Annotated in this window: 19 protein-coding genes; 9 read left to right on the top strand and 10 right to left on the bottom strand. The window is 67.2% G+C overall.

The features are described 5' to 3' along the window. Window positions 1–46: 46 nt before the first annotated feature. The 8 genes from AB0P29_RS14950 to AB0P29_RS14915 form a co-directional block, all read right to left on the bottom strand. Window positions 47–268, bottom strand: coding sequence for a hypothetical protein (locus tag AB0P29_RS14950; RefSeq protein WP_005052790.1), 222 nt, complete (start codon window positions 266–268; stop codon window positions 47–49). 47 nt (window positions 269–315) lie between these two features. Beyond that, window positions 316–615, bottom strand: a complete 300-nt coding sequence (locus AB0P29_RS14945) for a hypothetical protein (protein ID WP_062633405.1) — start codon at window positions 613–615, stop codon at window positions 316–318. Between the two features lie 164 nt (window positions 616–779). Continuing rightward, window positions 780–1,022 carry a hypothetical protein gene (locus tag AB0P29_RS14940; protein ID WP_005051904.1) on the bottom strand — a complete coding sequence of 81 codons (243 nt, stop codon included), beginning with the start codon at window positions 1,020–1,022 and terminating at the stop codon, window positions 780–782. Window positions 1,023–1,058: 36 nt separating this feature from the next. Continuing rightward, the gene (locus tag AB0P29_RS14935; protein ID WP_005051902.1) at window positions 1,059–2,336 is read right to left on the bottom strand and encodes a hypothetical protein; all 1,278 of its coding nucleotides are present in this window, start codon (window positions 2,334–2,336) and stop codon (window positions 1,059–1,061) included. An 11-nt stretch (window positions 2,337–2,347) separates the two neighbouring features. Beyond that, on the bottom strand, window positions 2,348–2,809 hold the full coding sequence (locus AB0P29_RS14930; RefSeq protein WP_005051901.1) for a hypothetical protein: 462 nt from the start codon (window positions 2,807–2,809) through the stop codon (window positions 2,348–2,350). A gap of 281 nt (window positions 2,810–3,090) precedes the next feature. Beyond that, on the bottom strand, window positions 3,091–3,540 hold the full coding sequence (locus AB0P29_RS14925; RefSeq protein ID WP_062633397.1) for a hypothetical protein: 450 nt from the start codon (window positions 3,538–3,540) through the stop codon (window positions 3,091–3,093). Between the two features lie 11 nt (window positions 3,541–3,551). Continuing rightward, window positions 3,552–4,322 (bottom strand): hypothetical protein, encoded by a 771-nt coding sequence (locus AB0P29_RS14920; protein ID WP_217316627.1) that lies wholly within the window; start codon window positions 4,320–4,322, stop codon window positions 3,552–3,554. 480 nt (window positions 4,323–4,802) lie between these two features. Beyond that, window positions 4,803–5,153 carry a hypothetical protein gene (locus tag AB0P29_RS14915; RefSeq protein WP_005052795.1) on the bottom strand — a complete coding sequence of 117 codons (351 nt, stop codon included), beginning with the start codon at window positions 5,151–5,153 and terminating at the stop codon, window positions 4,803–4,805. A gap of 117 nt (window positions 5,154–5,270) precedes the next feature. Here AB0P29_RS14915 and AB0P29_RS14910 point away from each other — a divergent pair, with 117 nt between their 5' ends. The 6 genes from AB0P29_RS14910 (at window position 5,271) to AB0P29_RS14885 (ending at window position 10,101) form a co-directional block, all read left to right on the top strand. Beyond that, the gene (locus AB0P29_RS14910) at window positions 5,271–5,687 is read left to right on the top strand and encodes a MurR/RpiR family transcriptional regulator (RefSeq protein ID WP_165801295.1); all 417 of its coding nucleotides are present in this window, start codon (window positions 5,271–5,273) and stop codon (window positions 5,685–5,687) included. Continuing rightward, complete coding sequence (locus AB0P29_RS14905; protein WP_005052796.1) at window positions 5,603–6,193, top strand: SIS domain-containing protein; 591 nt, start codon at window positions 5,603–5,605, stop codon at window positions 6,191–6,193. The genes AB0P29_RS14910 and AB0P29_RS14905 overlap by 85 nt, the downstream gene beginning before the upstream one ends. Before the next feature lie 102 nt (window positions 6,194–6,295). Then, window positions 6,296–7,129 carry an extracellular solute-binding protein gene (locus tag AB0P29_RS14900; protein ID WP_005052797.1) on the top strand — a complete coding sequence of 278 codons (834 nt, stop codon included), beginning with the start codon at window positions 6,296–6,298 and terminating at the stop codon, window positions 7,127–7,129. Further along, complete coding sequence (locus AB0P29_RS14895; protein WP_005052798.1) at window positions 7,126–7,956, top strand: tyrosine-protein phosphatase; 831 nt, start codon at window positions 7,126–7,128, stop codon at window positions 7,954–7,956. Before AB0P29_RS14900 ends, AB0P29_RS14895 begins: the two co-directional genes overlap by 4 nt. An 18-nt stretch (window positions 7,957–7,974) precedes the next feature. Next, window positions 7,975–8,880, top strand: a complete 906-nt coding sequence (locus AB0P29_RS14890) for a phosphodiesterase (RefSeq protein WP_005052799.1) — start codon at window positions 7,975–7,977, stop codon at window positions 8,878–8,880. A gap of 54 nt (window positions 8,881–8,934) precedes the next feature. Then, window positions 8,935–10,101, top strand: coding sequence for an amidohydrolase family protein (locus tag AB0P29_RS14885; RefSeq protein WP_045245739.1), 1,167 nt, complete (start codon window positions 8,935–8,937; stop codon window positions 10,099–10,101). A 22-nt stretch (window positions 10,102–10,123) separates the two neighbouring features. Here AB0P29_RS14885 and AB0P29_RS14880 read toward each other — a convergent pair whose 3' ends face one another. Then, window positions 10,124–10,702: an ABC transporter permease subunit gene (locus tag AB0P29_RS14880; RefSeq protein WP_020384705.1), complete on the bottom strand. Its 579-nt coding sequence runs from the start codon at window positions 10,700–10,702 to the stop codon at window positions 10,124–10,126. Between the two features lie 118 nt (window positions 10,703–10,820). Here AB0P29_RS14880 and AB0P29_RS14875 point away from each other — a divergent pair. Further along, window positions 10,821–11,718 (top strand): IS5 family transposase gene (locus tag AB0P29_RS14875; RefSeq protein WP_156172673.1). Its coding sequence is split into 2 segments (ribosomal slippage): window positions 10,821–11,180 and window positions 11,182–11,718, totalling 897 coding nucleotides; the frame shifts between segments, so codons are not numbered across the junction. A 58-nt stretch (window positions 11,719–11,776) separates the two neighbouring features. Then, window positions 11,777–12,430, top strand: coding sequence for a GNAT family N-acetyltransferase (locus tag AB0P29_RS14870; RefSeq protein ID WP_005055300.1), 654 nt, complete (start codon window positions 11,777–11,779; stop codon window positions 12,428–12,430). A 271-nt stretch (window positions 12,431–12,701) separates the two neighbouring features. On the opposite strand, the gene AB0P29_RS14865 is transcribed toward AB0P29_RS14870, so the two are convergent. Continuing rightward, window positions 12,702–12,995 carry a hypothetical protein gene (locus AB0P29_RS14865; RefSeq protein WP_005055297.1) on the bottom strand — a complete coding sequence of 98 codons (294 nt, stop codon included), beginning with the start codon at window positions 12,993–12,995 and terminating at the stop codon, window positions 12,702–12,704. Between the two features lie 402 nt (window positions 12,996–13,397). Here AB0P29_RS14865 and AB0P29_RS14860 point away from each other — a divergent pair, with 402 nt between their 5' ends. Next, complete coding sequence (locus AB0P29_RS14860; protein ID WP_139833211.1) at window positions 13,398–13,682, top strand: AraC family transcriptional regulator; 285 nt, start codon at window positions 13,398–13,400, stop codon at window positions 13,680–13,682. Window positions 13,683–13,761: the final 79 nt, after the last annotated feature.

The raw sequence follows: 13,761 nt of genomic DNA, 5'->3' as shown, positions 1-13,761 counted from the left end.
CGGACACCAACGCCGCGGCGATGGGCTGTGTTGTTCCGGCGCTCGGTCATCGCTCGCTCCCGCTCTCGTTGGGCGGGTTGGTGATGATGAACCCTGTGCCGGCGTCGGGCTGGTCCTGGCGCAGTCCGACGATCTCGGTGTCGGTCGCGTCGGTGTCGTTGAGGGTCTGAGCGAGCAGGTCGGCGTACTCGTCCGCGGTGAGTGCCTGGACCGCGGCGGCGTCGGTGACGTCGACGGGCTTGCCGTTGACGTGGAAGATGCGGGTCATGGGGTTCTCTCCTGCTGATGCGTCGTGGTGTCCATCCTCGTCGTGGGTCAGCGGAGGTCGAGCTCGACGCTGTCGGCCTCGAGGTCGGGGATGGTCTGGGCAGGGTGGCTGAACGTGACAGCCGGGCCGTGGACGATTACACGGTCGCCGCGGTGGGTCGTCAGCCGGAGCATCTCGGCGAGGATCCCGTTGGCGTGGACGTTGTATGAGCCGGCGTCGGTCTCGACGCGGAACCCTACGCGCGCCTGACGGTCGGTGAGTCGGCGGACGAGGGTGAGCGGTGTGCGGACGGTTCCTGCGATGGTGACCGCGGTGCCCGTGGGGGCTGCGGCCTGGGTGATGGTCATGGCCTGTCTCCTCAATCAAATAGTGAATGTGACATTCACTGACTATACGCCTGCGAGTCTGGTAGGGGAACCCCCGTGCCTGACTGTGCCGCAGGCCCTTCTTGCTGGGTATAGGCCGGTCTTGGCGCTGTTCGCGGACACCCGAGTTGCGAAGATCGGTGAGGTTAGTCGTCGATGCTGCTGTCGGGTTCGTCACACGCGCCACTGTTGATGGCATCGACGCCGGCTTTCGTGAGCACCCAGCCGGGTTCGACCCATGAGTAGCGCTCGATCAGACCGCGCCTGCGGAGAGACTGGATGGTGCCACCGGGAATCCCCAGGCCTGTCGTATCGAGGTAGCTGGCGCCACCGGAGGGGGACCGGCCATCGGCGATCATCCGCATGGTGACCCGCTGCGACCAGTTCAACGGCGGGGCCTTCTTGCGGCGGTTGAGCTGTCGATGTCAGGCGGAACGTGCGAGCTGCGCAGCGGAGGCGGTCGGCTGCAGCGCGAGGAGCCGCTGCGCCTTCGCTGCTTCGATCTCGCCCGGCAGCTCTCCCTTACGAGCGCCGGAGCGGCCGTAGAGAAGGACTTTCACGCCGGTCTTGGAGGCCTGCGCTCGGTCGGCGATCTCGAGGATGGTCATGCCGGAGGCCATCAGTTGTCGGACGTGCCGGCGAACGGGGTCAGCGGGCACGCGCGGGGCCTGCGGGGCGATGCCGGCTTCCCGCCGCCGGCGTCGCTCTTCGGTCAGCGATGCGTCGGCGCAGGAGATCTCGGCAGGGCATTGATCTCGGTCCTTGCAGCCGAGCTGGTAGCCGTAGGCGGTCCCGTGGTGTTCGGCCGGGATGCTCTGTTCCTTCCGGTTTGCCATCCACTGCCGGTGATACTCGCGGCCCGCCTCGATGCACTCCGGTCGATCGCAGCCACGCGCCCGGCAGGCGTTGGTGCCGTGCGGCTGCAGCTGCCGCGGTCGGGAGACGCGAGGGGCCCGCGGGGTCTGCGGCCGCGGCATCCGCGGCCTGGCCGGCGGTGCCGGGCGATCATGCTTCGCGAGCTCGTCGACTGCTGCCTGATGCCTGGCGGTGGCGTCCTGCAGAGCACGCTCGATCACGCCGCCGACCGATAGGCCGCTTCCGGCGGCGATGGTGGCCGTCTTGAGCGTCTCGACCGCGGAACGCAGCTGGACGCGCAGATCCCGGTGGTCGCTGCGCCACTGTGCGAGCTCGTCGACGTGACGATCCAGCGCTGCTTCGTAGCCGTCGACCGTCTCCGCGAACGTGCTGGCACGCTCGACGGGGAGCGTCTCGGCCGCGAGGCGGGCCTTGTCGATCCACTGATAGCCAGGATGCGTGCGCGTCCTCAGCAACGTCGGTCGCGGGGTCGCGATCCTCAGCGGCGCCGTCTTCGGCGGGCGGGCGGGCCGTGCTGTCGGTGTGCGCTTCGAGGCCTGCTTGGGTCGGCGGGGCTGCGTGGCTTCGGCCGCGGCCCGGCGCTCTTCTCGAGCGGCGATCTTGTCACGCTGCCGGGACTGGTCGCGTGCGGCTGCGTCGCGCTCGAGGATCTCCGCAAGGGGCGTGCCGGCGTCGATGAGCTTCGCGAAGGAGAAGTCGCCGGCATAGCGGGTGTGGATGGTGCGGCAGGGGATGAGCGCGGGGCACGCTGCAGTGCGGCATCCGCGGCGGTACCCGTCCGGGGTGCCGTGCGGGAAGCTGTCGTCGAGCAGGTCGAGGGTGGACATCACGTTCGGCCTCAGTAGCGCAGGAGCTTCGCGGTGACGAGCGACAACAGCGCCGCCCGTTGCGGAGAGTTGAGGCGGGAGAAGTGCGCGCCCAGGGTGTCCAGTGCTGCGGTGAACTCGGCAGGCAGCCCGTCGAGATCCCGCTTGACGCGCCGCTCGTTCGCGTCGCGCTGCGCCTCGGCCTGATCGGTCACACGCCACTCGTCGGTGGCCGCGCGGTCGGCATAGGCGCCCGTGATCCGTGGCGCATGCAGCCCGCGGGTGTAGAGCGAGTTCGGCTCGTCGATCGGGCGAGTGATCGTGATGATCGCGCCGACCGGCGCCGACGTGTACGGCTTGTACGAGCCGAGCTCCTTGTCGGAGATCTCGCCGTCGACGAGCGTGCGGTACCAGTGCGCGAGCTTGCCATTGCCCGCCTGCCTGCGCCCGACGTAGACGACATCCTCAGTGACGGTCTCTGCCGATTCGCTCATGGGCGATCTCCTCAATCAATCAGAAAGTAGTGAATGTGACATTCACTGATACTAGAGAGGTTGCAGCGTTCTCGCAACCGTCGTCGTCGTCGTCGCCGAAAGTCGAGAGCGCTGCCTGTCGGCGGGCACGGTGCGCATGGGCTCATCACGAGGCGCTTCGATCTCGAAGCCGCACGCGCCGCAGCTGTGCAGTCCGACGCCATCGACGTCGTCGGATGGGATGTACATGGTGGTGGGCTCTTCGCACATCAGGCAGCGCATGGTGATCTCCGATCGTGTGGTCAGGCGGTAGCCGCCGGGGTGATCTGCTCGACGGTGGCTGAGTAGCCGCGGTGGGAACCCCAGGCGGCGGCGATGCGGTCGGCGACGTCGCGGTCTTCGCCGAGGTAGGGGCGGTATCGCTTGCCTCGCGGGTCGGTGATGACGACCTGGACGACGCCGGAGGGCTCGCGCACGGTGACTCGGGCAGCAGGGATTGGGTGGGCGTGGACGCGGCCGGCGATGATGAAGGTCGGGTACAGATCGCGTGCGAGCTCGGGGGAGCGGAACACGTCGTGGACCCATGCCGTGATGGCGATCGCGCCGGCAGGACTGAACCCGATGAGGCGGGCGGGGAGCTGCTCGAGCCCGGAGCGGACGAAGTAGTGCTCGTCGACGAGTATCGGCGCCGGCGGATGCAGAGACCGCTCGTCGTGGGCGGGGTAGATCGTCAGGCTGGTGCGGCTGTTCATGAGGCGCTCGTTCATGCGGTGCGGCGGATGCCTACGGCGATGATGTGCGCCTTGGTGGGACGGGAGTAGAAGCCGAAGCTGTCGTCGTCGTCCGAGGCGGAGACGGTTGCGGTGAATGCGACGACGTCGCCGCGCGTCGCGGAGGAGATCTCGGAGGGCTTGGTGCCCCACACGCGCCAGCCTTCGCCCTGGACGAGGATCTTGACGGTGATGCCCCACTGGGTGTCGGTGGTCTTGGTTGCGAGGATCTCACCCTGGATGAGGGTGCGTCCCGTGGGGACGGGGCGGCGCGCTGCCAGCTCGCGCTCGAGCTGCTCGAGCAGCTCGTGGGCAGTGCGGACCTCATCGGCGTCGAGGGTGCCGGTGGAGTCCTCGAGCGAGTCGAGGAGGTAGCCGATCTTCTCGCGCAGCGGGTTGCCCTCCCGGATGCTCAGATGAGCTTCGGTGAGCTGGTCGCGCAGGCCGGGGTGCTCGGCCTCGAAGGCAGCGCGACGGGCGGTGATCGCGCGCGTCGTGTCGATGTGCTCGGCGTGCGCCTTCGCGTGGGCGCGGGCGGTGGCGCGAGCGCTGCTGACGAGCCGGCTGCGAGTGCCGGTGCCGTGGCAGTCGAAGCAGATCGGGCGACCGTGGCCATCGGTGAAGTGGGTGGGCCCGGTGTACAGGCCGGTGCCGATGCACTTGCCGCAGGTGTCGGTGATCCGCTCGGAGCCCTTGCGGCCGGGGAAGGGGTCGACGTAGAAGTCGTGCCAGTCTGCCGGTGCGGTGGTGTCGATGCTGTCCATGGGATCCTCCGATGCGTCTGTGGGTATAGGCCGCGGATCGTTCTCTTCGCGGACATGAAGGGGAAGGTGCGGGGGCGGCTATGTCACGGAGCCGCCCCCGCGGCGGCGACCTGGTTGGGAGGACGGCGGTCGCCGTGAGGGACGGAGCGAAGAGCGCGGCGAGCGCTCGTCAGGCTGCGGTGTGGCGCCTGTCCCTGGGAGGGGAACGGCGTTGCGCGGTTCCCCTGGCTGTGGGTCTGTGGGGTCTCCCTCTACTCAGTTAGTAGTGAATGTGACATTCACAGAGTAGGGGGTTTCTGCGTGCGGGTCAAGCGTCGATCTTGTAGGGATCTTTCTGAAATGTCCATTTCGCAGTTGAAATGTCCACGCGATGTCCATATGGACATTTCGGACGCCGGCCGACCGTCGCGATCATGTGGGCGGCGGTTTCACAGCGCCTCAGCTTCTCTGCTGGATCGCGGCTACGCGATGTCTCCCCTTTCACGTCTGAGTGGCCATCGGTCTGATCGGGCCATGAGCAGGATCAGTTTCGCGCGTCGCCCCCGCCCTCTGGTTCCGCGCTGCGGGCGTCATCGTCGTGGCAGGCTTCTTCGCGTCGTTGGTTACCGGTGTCTGCTGCCCCGGCGCCCCCGCCAGCGGAACATCGACGTGCGGAACGTTCGAGCGCTTGACCGCCGGGATCGACAGATCACGTGGCTCTGGCTCGCACGGACGGTCATCGTAGGCGCCATCGCGGCGCTCGAGGTGGGCGTCTTCGGTCGAGTCACCCTTGGCCGACTTCCTTGCGGGCATGGCACTGTTCGGGAGCTCGAGCGGACGCAGGGAGGTCATGAAATTGCCTTTCGCGGATAGCGGAGGCGATGAACGCTGCGTTCACCTATGGTTGGGGTCGTGGTCGCATTGCGCCCATACGATGTGCGGCGAACCCGAAAGGTGATCACCGGCTACATGAACTCGCCCCTCAACGAGCCGCCGCTCGGCGGAACCATCGACCACATCCTCTCGATCCTGCCGTCGCTCGTACCGAGCGCGCAGCGCGTCGCCCGCATCTGCGCCGAGCGACCCCACGACGTGGTCGACATGTCGGGCGCCGACCTCGCCGAAGCCGCCAACACGTCGCCGGCCACCGTCAGCCGCACCGCCCAGGCGCTGGGGCTGCGCAGCTTTCAGCACCTGCGCATGCTGCTCGTGCGTGACCTCGCCGCCGACGCCACCGCCGCGCCCGACGCACCCGCCGGCACCGAGGGCTTTCTGCGGTGGCTGGCCGAGGGGCGGGTGGGATGCTGCAGACCGCGCTCGCCTCGATCGACCCGGTCGCGTTCGACGCCGCTGCCGACGCCATCGCCCGCGCGCCGCGCCTGCTGATCTCGGGCACCGGCGCCTCGCACGCCGCCGCCCAGGCGTCGGCCGTCGCGTTCGCCGTCAACGGCCGGCCCTGCGAAGCGCCCGCTGACGGCGTGGTCGCCCACCTCACCGCCCGCGTGCTCGCCCCCGGTGATGTGTGCCTCATCGTCAGCTCGAGTGGCGCCAACTCGGTGACCCTCGCGGTTGCGGACGCCGCCGTCGACGCCGGCGCCACCGTGATCGGGGTCACGAGCTTCGCCCGTACCCCGCTCACCACCCGCGCCGACCACCTGCTCGTCGCCGGTGCGCGCTTCCAGGCGTGGGATCAAGGCATTCTCGGCAGCGGGCTCGTACAGCTGCTCGTGCTCAACGCCCTGCAGATCGCCGTCGCCGACCGCATGAGCGACGCCGCCGACCGCGCGCGCCTCGCGGTGCGCGAAGAGGTGCTCGACATCGTCGCCGACGACGGCTCCGACGCCGAGGCATCCGACGTGCCAGACGTTATCGACCACGGCGATGGGCGTTGACACTCCGTTTGCAGGAAATTCACTTTCCTCGATTGCAATAGCTCTGCAAGCGGATTTCGCGGGAAGGCCCCGGTTCGTCAGGTCGCTTGCAGAAGGCGACTCATGGGAACGATCCAGCTCTCTGGTGTCGGTCGCTCCTTCAAGAGCACCGCCGCCGTCAGTGATATCGACCTGATCATCGAAGACGCCGCCGCGCAGATCACCGAGTCCACCGGTGCCCCCTCGATGAGCGCGTCGTGCGTGATCACCGGCGGCAGCTGGTGCATGCAGGGCCTCTTCCTCTCGAACGGCGCCCAGGTGCTGAGCGATGACCGCACGACGATCGAGTTCGGCTCGGACGCCGCGATCGATACGGTCGCGACCTTCACCGAGATGTACGAGGACGGCGTGCTCACCAACGAGGACTTCACCAGCCAGTACGAGGCGTTCGCGCAGGGGAAGACCGCGATCCACGTCAACAGCTCGGCCCTGCAGGGCGCGTTCATGATGGGCGCCGAGGCCGGTGGCTGGACCCTCGACGCTCACACCCTGCCCGCGTTCGGAGACCAGGCGGTCGTGCCCACCAACTCGGGCTCGTTCCTCGCGATGTTCGCCACCGACCCCGCCAAGCAGGCCGCCGCGTGGGAGCTCATGCAGTTCATGACCAGCCCCCGCGCCTACGAGATCATCTCGACCCAGATCGGGTACCTACCGCTGCGCAGCAGCATGGCCGACGAGGGCGGACCGCTCTATGACTGGGTCGAAGCCAACCCGCTCGTGAAGCCCAACCTCGAGCAGCTCGACGCGCTCGAGCCGTGGGTGTCGTACCCCGGCGACAGCTACGCCCAGGTCGACCAGGTGCTCGCCACCGCCATCGAAGACGCGGTCTTCTACGGCGCCGACCCGGCCGCCACTATGACCGAGGCCGCCGAGCGCGCGCAGGGGCTGATCGAATGACCATCGACCTCGACCTGACGCCTTCGGCGACGGATGCCGCGGCCGCTTCGTCGCCGGATGCCGCGACCGCGGCGCCTCGTGAGCGTCGCCACGCCGTGGCCGGCCTCTACAACCTGCGCGACACCGGCGGCTACCGTGCAGCCGGCGGCACCAGCCGGTGGGGCAAGCTGCTGCGGTCAGATGCTCTGCACCGCATCGACGCGACCGGTCGCGACCGGCTGGCCGAGATCGGCGTCGCCCACATCATCGACCTGCGCGGCGGCGACGAGCGCGCCACAGCGCCGAGCGCGGTCGACGGGCTCGAGGTCACCGTGCACCACCTGCCCGTGTTCGACGACGCCGACCCGGCCGCGCAGGCCACCACGCACGTCGGACTCGTGCCCGTCTACGACCACATCGTCGACGAGCGCGGGGCGCAGCTGGTCGACGCGATCCGGGTGATCATCGCGGCTGACGACGACGACGCGGTGCTCGTGCACTGCACCGCCGGCAAAGACCGCACCGGTCTCGTCGTGGCCTTCGCGCTCGCCGCCGCCGGGGTCGACCGCGACGACGTCGTGGCCGACTACGCCGCCACCGCCGAGAACCTGCGCGGCGAGTGGTCAGACGCGATGACCGCCGTCTTCGAACAGCGCGGCATCGAACTGACCGCGGGAATGGTCGAACTCATCACCGAGAGCCCCGCCGAGGTGCTCGAGGCGCTGCTCGAGCGCATCGACCGCGAGCACGGGTCGATCAGCGCCTACCTCCTCGCCCACGGACTCACCCCCACCGAGCTCGAGCGTCTCACCGCCGTGATCATCGACCCCGCCGCCACCGCGGTCTGATCGGAAGGAACACACACCATGTCGCACATCGCGAGCCAGCATCCCGCTCCCGAGCACTTCATCCTGCATGTCTCTGACACCCACTTCGTGGGCGACGGCGACCTGCTGCACGAGCGCATCGACAGTGACAAGAACCTCGCAGAGCTGTTCGACGGCTTCACCAAGGCCAACGCCCGCCCCGAAGCGATCGTGTTCACCGGCGACCTCGCCGACACCGGCCGCCCCGACGCCTACGAGCGCCTGCGGGCCATCGTCGAGCCCGCCGCCGAGAAGCTCGGTGCCCAGGTGATCTGGGTGATGGGCAATCACGACGAGCGCGTCGCGTTCCGCCGCGGCCTGCTCGACGAGGAGGCCGACCAGTCCGAGCCCGTCGACCGCGTCTACGACGTCAACGGTCTGCGCATCATCGCGCTCGACTCGACGGTGCCCGGGCAGCACCACGGCGAGATCAGCGACGAGCAGTTGGCGTGGCTGCGCCGCGAGCTCGAAGTCCCCGCGCCCGACGGCACCCTCATCGCGCTGCACCACCCGCCCGTGCCGAGCCCGATCGGGCTCATCGCCCTGGTCGAGCTGCGCGACCAGGAGCGCCTCGCCGAGGTCATCCGGGGCACCGACGTGCGCGGCATCCTGGGCGGTCACCTGCACTACTCGACCACCAGCACGTTCGCGGGCGTGCCCGTGTCGGTCGCGTCGGCGACCTGCTACACGCAGGACCTCGCCGTCGCCTACCCCGGTGCCCGCGGCCAGGACGGCGGCCAGTCCTACAACCTCGTGCACGTCTACGGCGACCGGGTGCTGCACTCCGTCGTGCCGATCGGGCAGTTCCCGACCGTCTACGAGATGACTCCCGAGATGCTCGAGGCGTTCATGAACATGACCCCCGACGAGCAGCTCGCCGCCGTCAACGCGTCGGCGGGAGAGTAGTCAGCCCGTGAACAATAATGTCTCGTATCTACATCTCCTCGAACGGAGCAGTTCATGACGGATTCCACGCTCGGCGCAGTCTCTGCGACCGCGATCACGAACACCAGGGTCTTCGACGGACACAGTCTGAGCGCCCCCACGACGGTCGTCGTCCAGCCCGACGGGCGCATCGGTGACGTATCAGCGGATGCGGTCGTCGTCGGTGCCGCTGTCGTCAACGCGGAAGGTACGGTGCTCCTTCCTGGCCTGATCGACTGTCACATGCACCTGAAGGGGCGCGAGTCCCTCGAGACGCTCGCCACGTACGGTGTCACCACCGGCCTGGACATGGCGACATGGCCCGCATCACAGTTCCAGTCGTTGCGGGGACTGAGGGGAGTCGCTGACTTCCGCACCGCCGGCATGGCGGCGACATCTCAGGGCAGCACGCACAGCCGCATTCCGACCTATCCGGACGTCGCGCTGGTCGATTCCCCCGACAAGGCGGAGCGGTTCGTCGAGGTGCAGGTGGCAGACGGGGTGGATTACATCAAGATCATCGCCGATCTGCCCGGTCCCACCCAGGACGTGCTCGATGCACTCGTGGCTGCTGCGCACGCGCGGGGGCTCAAGGTCATCGCGCACGCAGCCCTGTACGAAGCTGTGCGTATGAGCCTCGCTGCGGGGGCCGACATGATCACCCATGCTCCACTCGACCGCGCGCTCGACGATGCGACGGCTGAGACGATGCTCGCCCAGGGCACGGTGTTCATCCCGACCTTGACGATGATGAAAGGCGTCGCCGCGAATCTCACCGCAGCGGGCGTTCCCGGTGTGAGCTATGCACACGCCCACGAGAGCACGCGCGCGATGCATGCCGCGGGCGTTCCGGTCCTGGCCGGCACCGACGCCTACATCGGGTCCTTCACACGGGCATCGCCGCCATACGGCGAGAGCATGCACGACGAAGACGCCTACATCGGGCTCCTCGAACGGGCAATGCCGCCATACGGCGAGAGCATGCACGACGAACTCGCTCTGCTCGTGGACGCCGGCCTGTCAACAGCCGAAGCGCTGCGCGCTGCCACCTCGACGGCCGCGCACGCGTTCTCACTCGACGATCGGGGGGCGATCACCCCCGGATTGCGAGCCGACCTCGTGCTGGTGGACGGCGATCCGCTCACCGACATCGCTGCCGCGCGTCGCGTTCTGCGTGTGTGGTGCGGCGGCATCGAGGTGTGAGGGCGTCCTCTCGACCGCGGTGTCACTCCACGGCGGTGTTCGCGCCGTGGTGCCACGCGAGCACCCGGTTCTCGACGACGATGAGCAGCAGGTTGAACACGTACCCGAAGATCCCGATGAGCACGATGCCCGACCACATGTCCGTGATCGCGAACGACCTCTGCGACTGAAGAACGAAGACGCCGATCCCGTTGCCTCCCGCCATCATCTCGCTCACGACGACCATGATGAGCGCGAGCGAAAGACTCGTGCGCATTCCGGCAAAGATCTGCGGAGCTGCCGCGGGAAGTGCGACCTGCAACTCGTAGCGGAACCAGTGGATGCCGTACACCCGGGCGGTCTCGCGCAGTCCGGGGTCCATTCCTCTGATTGCAGCTTCGGTATTGAGGAGCACGGGCCAGAGGCAGATGAAGGTGATCAGAATCACCTTCGCGGTGTCGTCGAGGCCCAGCACGATGATGACGAGGGGAATCAACGCGACCGCAGGGATCGCGCGCAGGAACTCGAGCACGGGTGCGAACATCGCCTGGAGGCGGTGCGCCTGACCGAGAACGAACCCCACGACCACGCCGATGACCACAGCGCCGATGAACCCGATCATCATCCTGGAAAGACTCGGCAAGACGTCGCTCGCCATCCGCGCGAAGAGCCAGTTCTCCTGGAAAGCGACTAGGGCGTGTCTCCCAAAGGTTTGGGCTGGTCGCTGGAACGCTCGGTGTGTGTCTCGAACGGAGTTGCTGACTGATGCGCAGTGGGAGCTGATTGCTCCGTTGATGCCGTCCTCGCAGGGGCGTCGTGGTCGGCCGTTCGCCGATCATCGCACCGTGGTGGAGGGCATCATCTATCGCTACCGGACCGGGATCGCGTGGCGGGACTTACCCGGGTGCTTCGGGCCGTGGCAGACGGTGTGGAAGCGGCACCGCCGCTTCAGCGGTGATGGGACGTGGGACAAGATCCACAGCGTCCTGCTGGCCCATGCCGACGCCGCCGGGCTGATCGACTGGGAAGTCTCGGTGGACTCCACGATCAACCGCGCCCATCAGCACGCCACCAACCTGCCCCGGGACACAGGGGGACCTGACGAATTACACGAATCTGCGCATCGAGCCGCCTGATCACGCCATCGGCCGCTCCCGCGGCGGCCTGTCGACGAAGATCCACCACCTGTGCGACGGGAACATGCGGCCGCTGGTGATGCTGCTCGGGCCCGGGCAGGGCGGGGACTCCCCGATGTTCGAGCACGTGATGAACGCCCTGCGGGTACCGCGCCTGGGTGGGGGCCGGCCACGCACCAGGCCCGACCGGGCGCTGGGTGACAAGGCTTACTCTTCCCGGGCCAACCGCAAGCTGTTGCGCCGGCGCGGCATCCAGGCCGTCATCCCCGAACGCGATGATCAGATCGCCAACCGCAAGCGCCGCGGCGCCAAGGGTGGTCGCCCGGTCACCTACGACACCGAGGCCTACAAGCGCCGCAACGTCGTCGAGCGCGGATTCAACATCTTCAAGCAATGGCGCGCCTTGGCCACCCGCTACGACAAACTCGCCCTGACCTATCGCGGCGGCGTCGTCCTACGCGCCATCACCATCTGGCTCAAGGCTTTAAGAGACACGCCCTAGCGCCCGGGTATTGTCGGCACGATGCCGTTGCCGCGTATCCGTTGTTGAAGGGGTGAGTATGTCTGCTGTTGTTGCGCGACTTGACGTGGACCTCACGGATATTGAGTGCATTGTGAAGGTCACGCGGCCACTGGTCGGAGTACCGGACTCCGTGAACTGGACGGAGTTGCCGTCGGGCGTCGCGAAGATCTCCGCTGACGCGACGTTGTACATCTTCGATGACGACGACGAGGGGGAGCCGGAGCGTCGTGTCATCGCGCGCGCTACTGCGTACACCGTCGACCTCGACCGGGTGGGTGACGTCGTTGACGTGTTCGATCAAGTAGGCGGCGAAGCATTCGAGATCACCGAGTCGATTCTCGGTGATGAGAACGTCTTCGAGTGGCTCGACTCCCGCGATCCGCTGGTTGGCGAGCAGGTGTCGCAGCTCGTGATCGTCGAGGGCGTCTTTGTGGAGCCACCGTACCGGGGTCAGCGCCTTGGTCCACGTCTGCTCACGACGCTGGTGGAGACGGTGACCGGCACGGGGAGGGAGACTCTCATCGTTCTCCGCGCGCAACCGGTGCCGTGGGAGCACCTGTCCGAGATCGAGTTTCGGCGCTCCCGAAAGAAGGTCGCTGCGTCGTACGAAAGCGTCGGGTTTGCGCACTTCCGGGACAACATCTATTGGCGTCACAACGCGTTCGTCGGGACCGAGAACCTCGAGGCGTGAGTCACGCCCCCGGGTATTTGGGAACCTTCAGGTCGACCTCCCCGGCCAGGTGGCGAGCGTCGTCGGGCGGGTCCAGTTGCGGCGGGCGGTGCGCTCCGTGGTGAGATCGTGCGGAGCGGCAACGATCCACACGGTCGCTTCCCGCGTCGATCAGATCCGACGAGCCCTCACTGACTATCACCACGATGGCTCACCAACGTCTACGACGAAGACAACCCGGCCGGATCCTCCACCACACCAGGGGACAGGACCATCAATCAAGAAGGGTTTCTCATGCAGTCAGCGCCTCGAGGATGAGACCGCGCACGTGATCAAAGTCGAGGTCGGCCGGAAGCTGGAGCCACGCGTTCTTCTGACCCTTGTAGTGTGTCCCGACGCCGGCGTCAACGAGAGCCGCCGTGCGCATTGGGTCAAGCTTCACCACCACCTGCCCGCCGCTGGTCATGGCGCGCACGGCGCCACTGCTGCTTCCCGAGACGATGAGACTGCCGCGGTGGTTCCGTGACACACCGTCAAGCGCAGTCATCTCGTGAGCGATCGTGTCGAACACTTCATCCCCAGTCATCACGGTTCTCCCTTCATGCGCGGTCGACGACCCCAAAGCGATCCCTACAGGTGGCCCTCAGAAGAAGTGTCCCACTCAGGCTCCTTCACGCGGAAGACCACGGCGCGCAACGCTTCGGGCGCAGAGCTGCGGATCAAGGCCGCCGGGTTACCGGCTCGCAAAACGTTGGAGGACTTCGATTGGGATGCGCAGCGGAGGGCGCTCGCAGACCAGTTCTGACGACCGACAGCAGTTCATCGTCAGCCGGTTCCTACAGATGTCACGCTCCGAGTTGTCCATTTCGCAGGGGAGATGTCTACGCGATGTCCATATGGACCTTTCGGGGCATTGGGGCGAGTCGCTTCGGTGGGATTCGCAAAAAACGTCGAGACGCCGACTGACCGGCGCTCGTAGATTCGAAGCGTGTCCTCAGTCGTCCTTCCACTCACCGCTCAGCGGCATGCGGAACGTGTGAGCCGGGCACTTCACTGGATGGAGGAGCGTCTCGAGGAGCCGGTGACCCTCGCCGAGATCGCGGCGGTCGCTGGTCTTTCGCCGCATCACTTTCACCGCGTCTTCCGTGCGGTCGTGGGTGAGAACCCGAAAGCGCACCTGCGCCGGTTGCGGCTTGAGCGAGCGGTCTACCGACTCAAAGTCAGTACGGACACGGTGCTGCACATCGCGTTGGAATCGGCCGCGTCCGTTTGAGTGGTGGTCTTTCGCTTCGTTGCGATGATCAGCTGTCGTTAGTTTAGGCGGCGGTGATCTCGGGGAGTATCACCGCCTC

The sequence above is a fragment of the Microbacterium sp. NPDC080220 genome (assembly GCF_040686395.1).
In the GTDB taxonomy this organism is placed as follows: Bacteria; Actinomycetota; Actinomycetes; order Actinomycetales; family Microbacteriaceae; genus Microbacterium; species Microbacterium gawkjiense.
Note: the sequence above shows the minus strand (reverse complement) of the source record. Positions and strands in the feature narration are given on the sequence as shown.

Coding starts and splice junctions, on each gene's coding strand:
- AB0P29_RS14950 (WP_005052790.1), bottom strand. CDS start 268: ATGACCCGCATCTTCCACGTCAACGGCAAGCCCGTCGACGTCACCGAC.
- AB0P29_RS14945 (WP_062633405.1), bottom strand. CDS start 615: ATGACCATCACCCAGGCCGCAGCCCCCACGGGCACCGCGGTCACCATC.
- AB0P29_RS14935 (WP_005051902.1), bottom strand. CDS start 2,336: ATGTCCACCCTCGACCTGCTCGACGACAGCTTCCCGCACGGCACCCCG.
- AB0P29_RS14930 (WP_005051901.1), bottom strand. CDS start 2,809: ATGAGCGAATCGGCAGAGACCGTCACTGAGGATGTCGTCTACGTCGGG.
- AB0P29_RS14925 (WP_062633397.1), bottom strand. CDS start 3,540: ATGAACAGCCGCACCAGCCTGACGATCTACCCCGCCCACGACGAGCGG.
- AB0P29_RS14920 (WP_217316627.1), bottom strand. CDS start 4,322: ATGGACAGCATCGACACCACCGCACCGGCAGACTGGCACGACTTCTAC.
- AB0P29_RS14915 (WP_005052795.1), bottom strand. CDS start 5,153: ATGACCTCCCTGCGTCCGCTCGAGCTCCCGAACAGTGCCATGCCCGCA.
- AB0P29_RS14910 (WP_165801295.1), top strand. CDS start 5,271: ATGAACTCGCCCCTCAACGAGCCGCCGCTCGGCGGAACCATCGACCAC.
- AB0P29_RS14905 (WP_005052796.1), top strand. CDS start 5,603: ATGCTGCAGACCGCGCTCGCCTCGATCGACCCGGTCGCGTTCGACGCC.
- AB0P29_RS14900 (WP_005052797.1), top strand. CDS start 6,296: ATGGGAACGATCCAGCTCTCTGGTGTCGGTCGCTCCTTCAAGAGCACC.
- AB0P29_RS14895 (WP_005052798.1), top strand. CDS start 7,126: ATGACCATCGACCTCGACCTGACGCCTTCGGCGACGGATGCCGCGGCC.
- AB0P29_RS14890 (WP_005052799.1), top strand. CDS start 7,975: ATGTCGCACATCGCGAGCCAGCATCCCGCTCCCGAGCACTTCATCCTG.
- AB0P29_RS14885 (WP_045245739.1), top strand. CDS start 8,935: ATGACGGATTCCACGCTCGGCGCAGTCTCTGCGACCGCGATCACGAAC.
- AB0P29_RS14880 (WP_020384705.1), bottom strand. CDS start 10,702: ATGATCGGGTTCATCGGCGCTGTGGTCATCGGCGTGGTCGTGGGGTTC.
- AB0P29_RS14870 (WP_005055300.1), top strand. CDS start 11,777: ATGTCTGCTGTTGTTGCGCGACTTGACGTGGACCTCACGGATATTGAG.
- AB0P29_RS14865 (WP_005055297.1), bottom strand. CDS start 12,995: ATGACTGGGGATGAAGTGTTCGACACGATCGCTCACGAGATGACTGCG.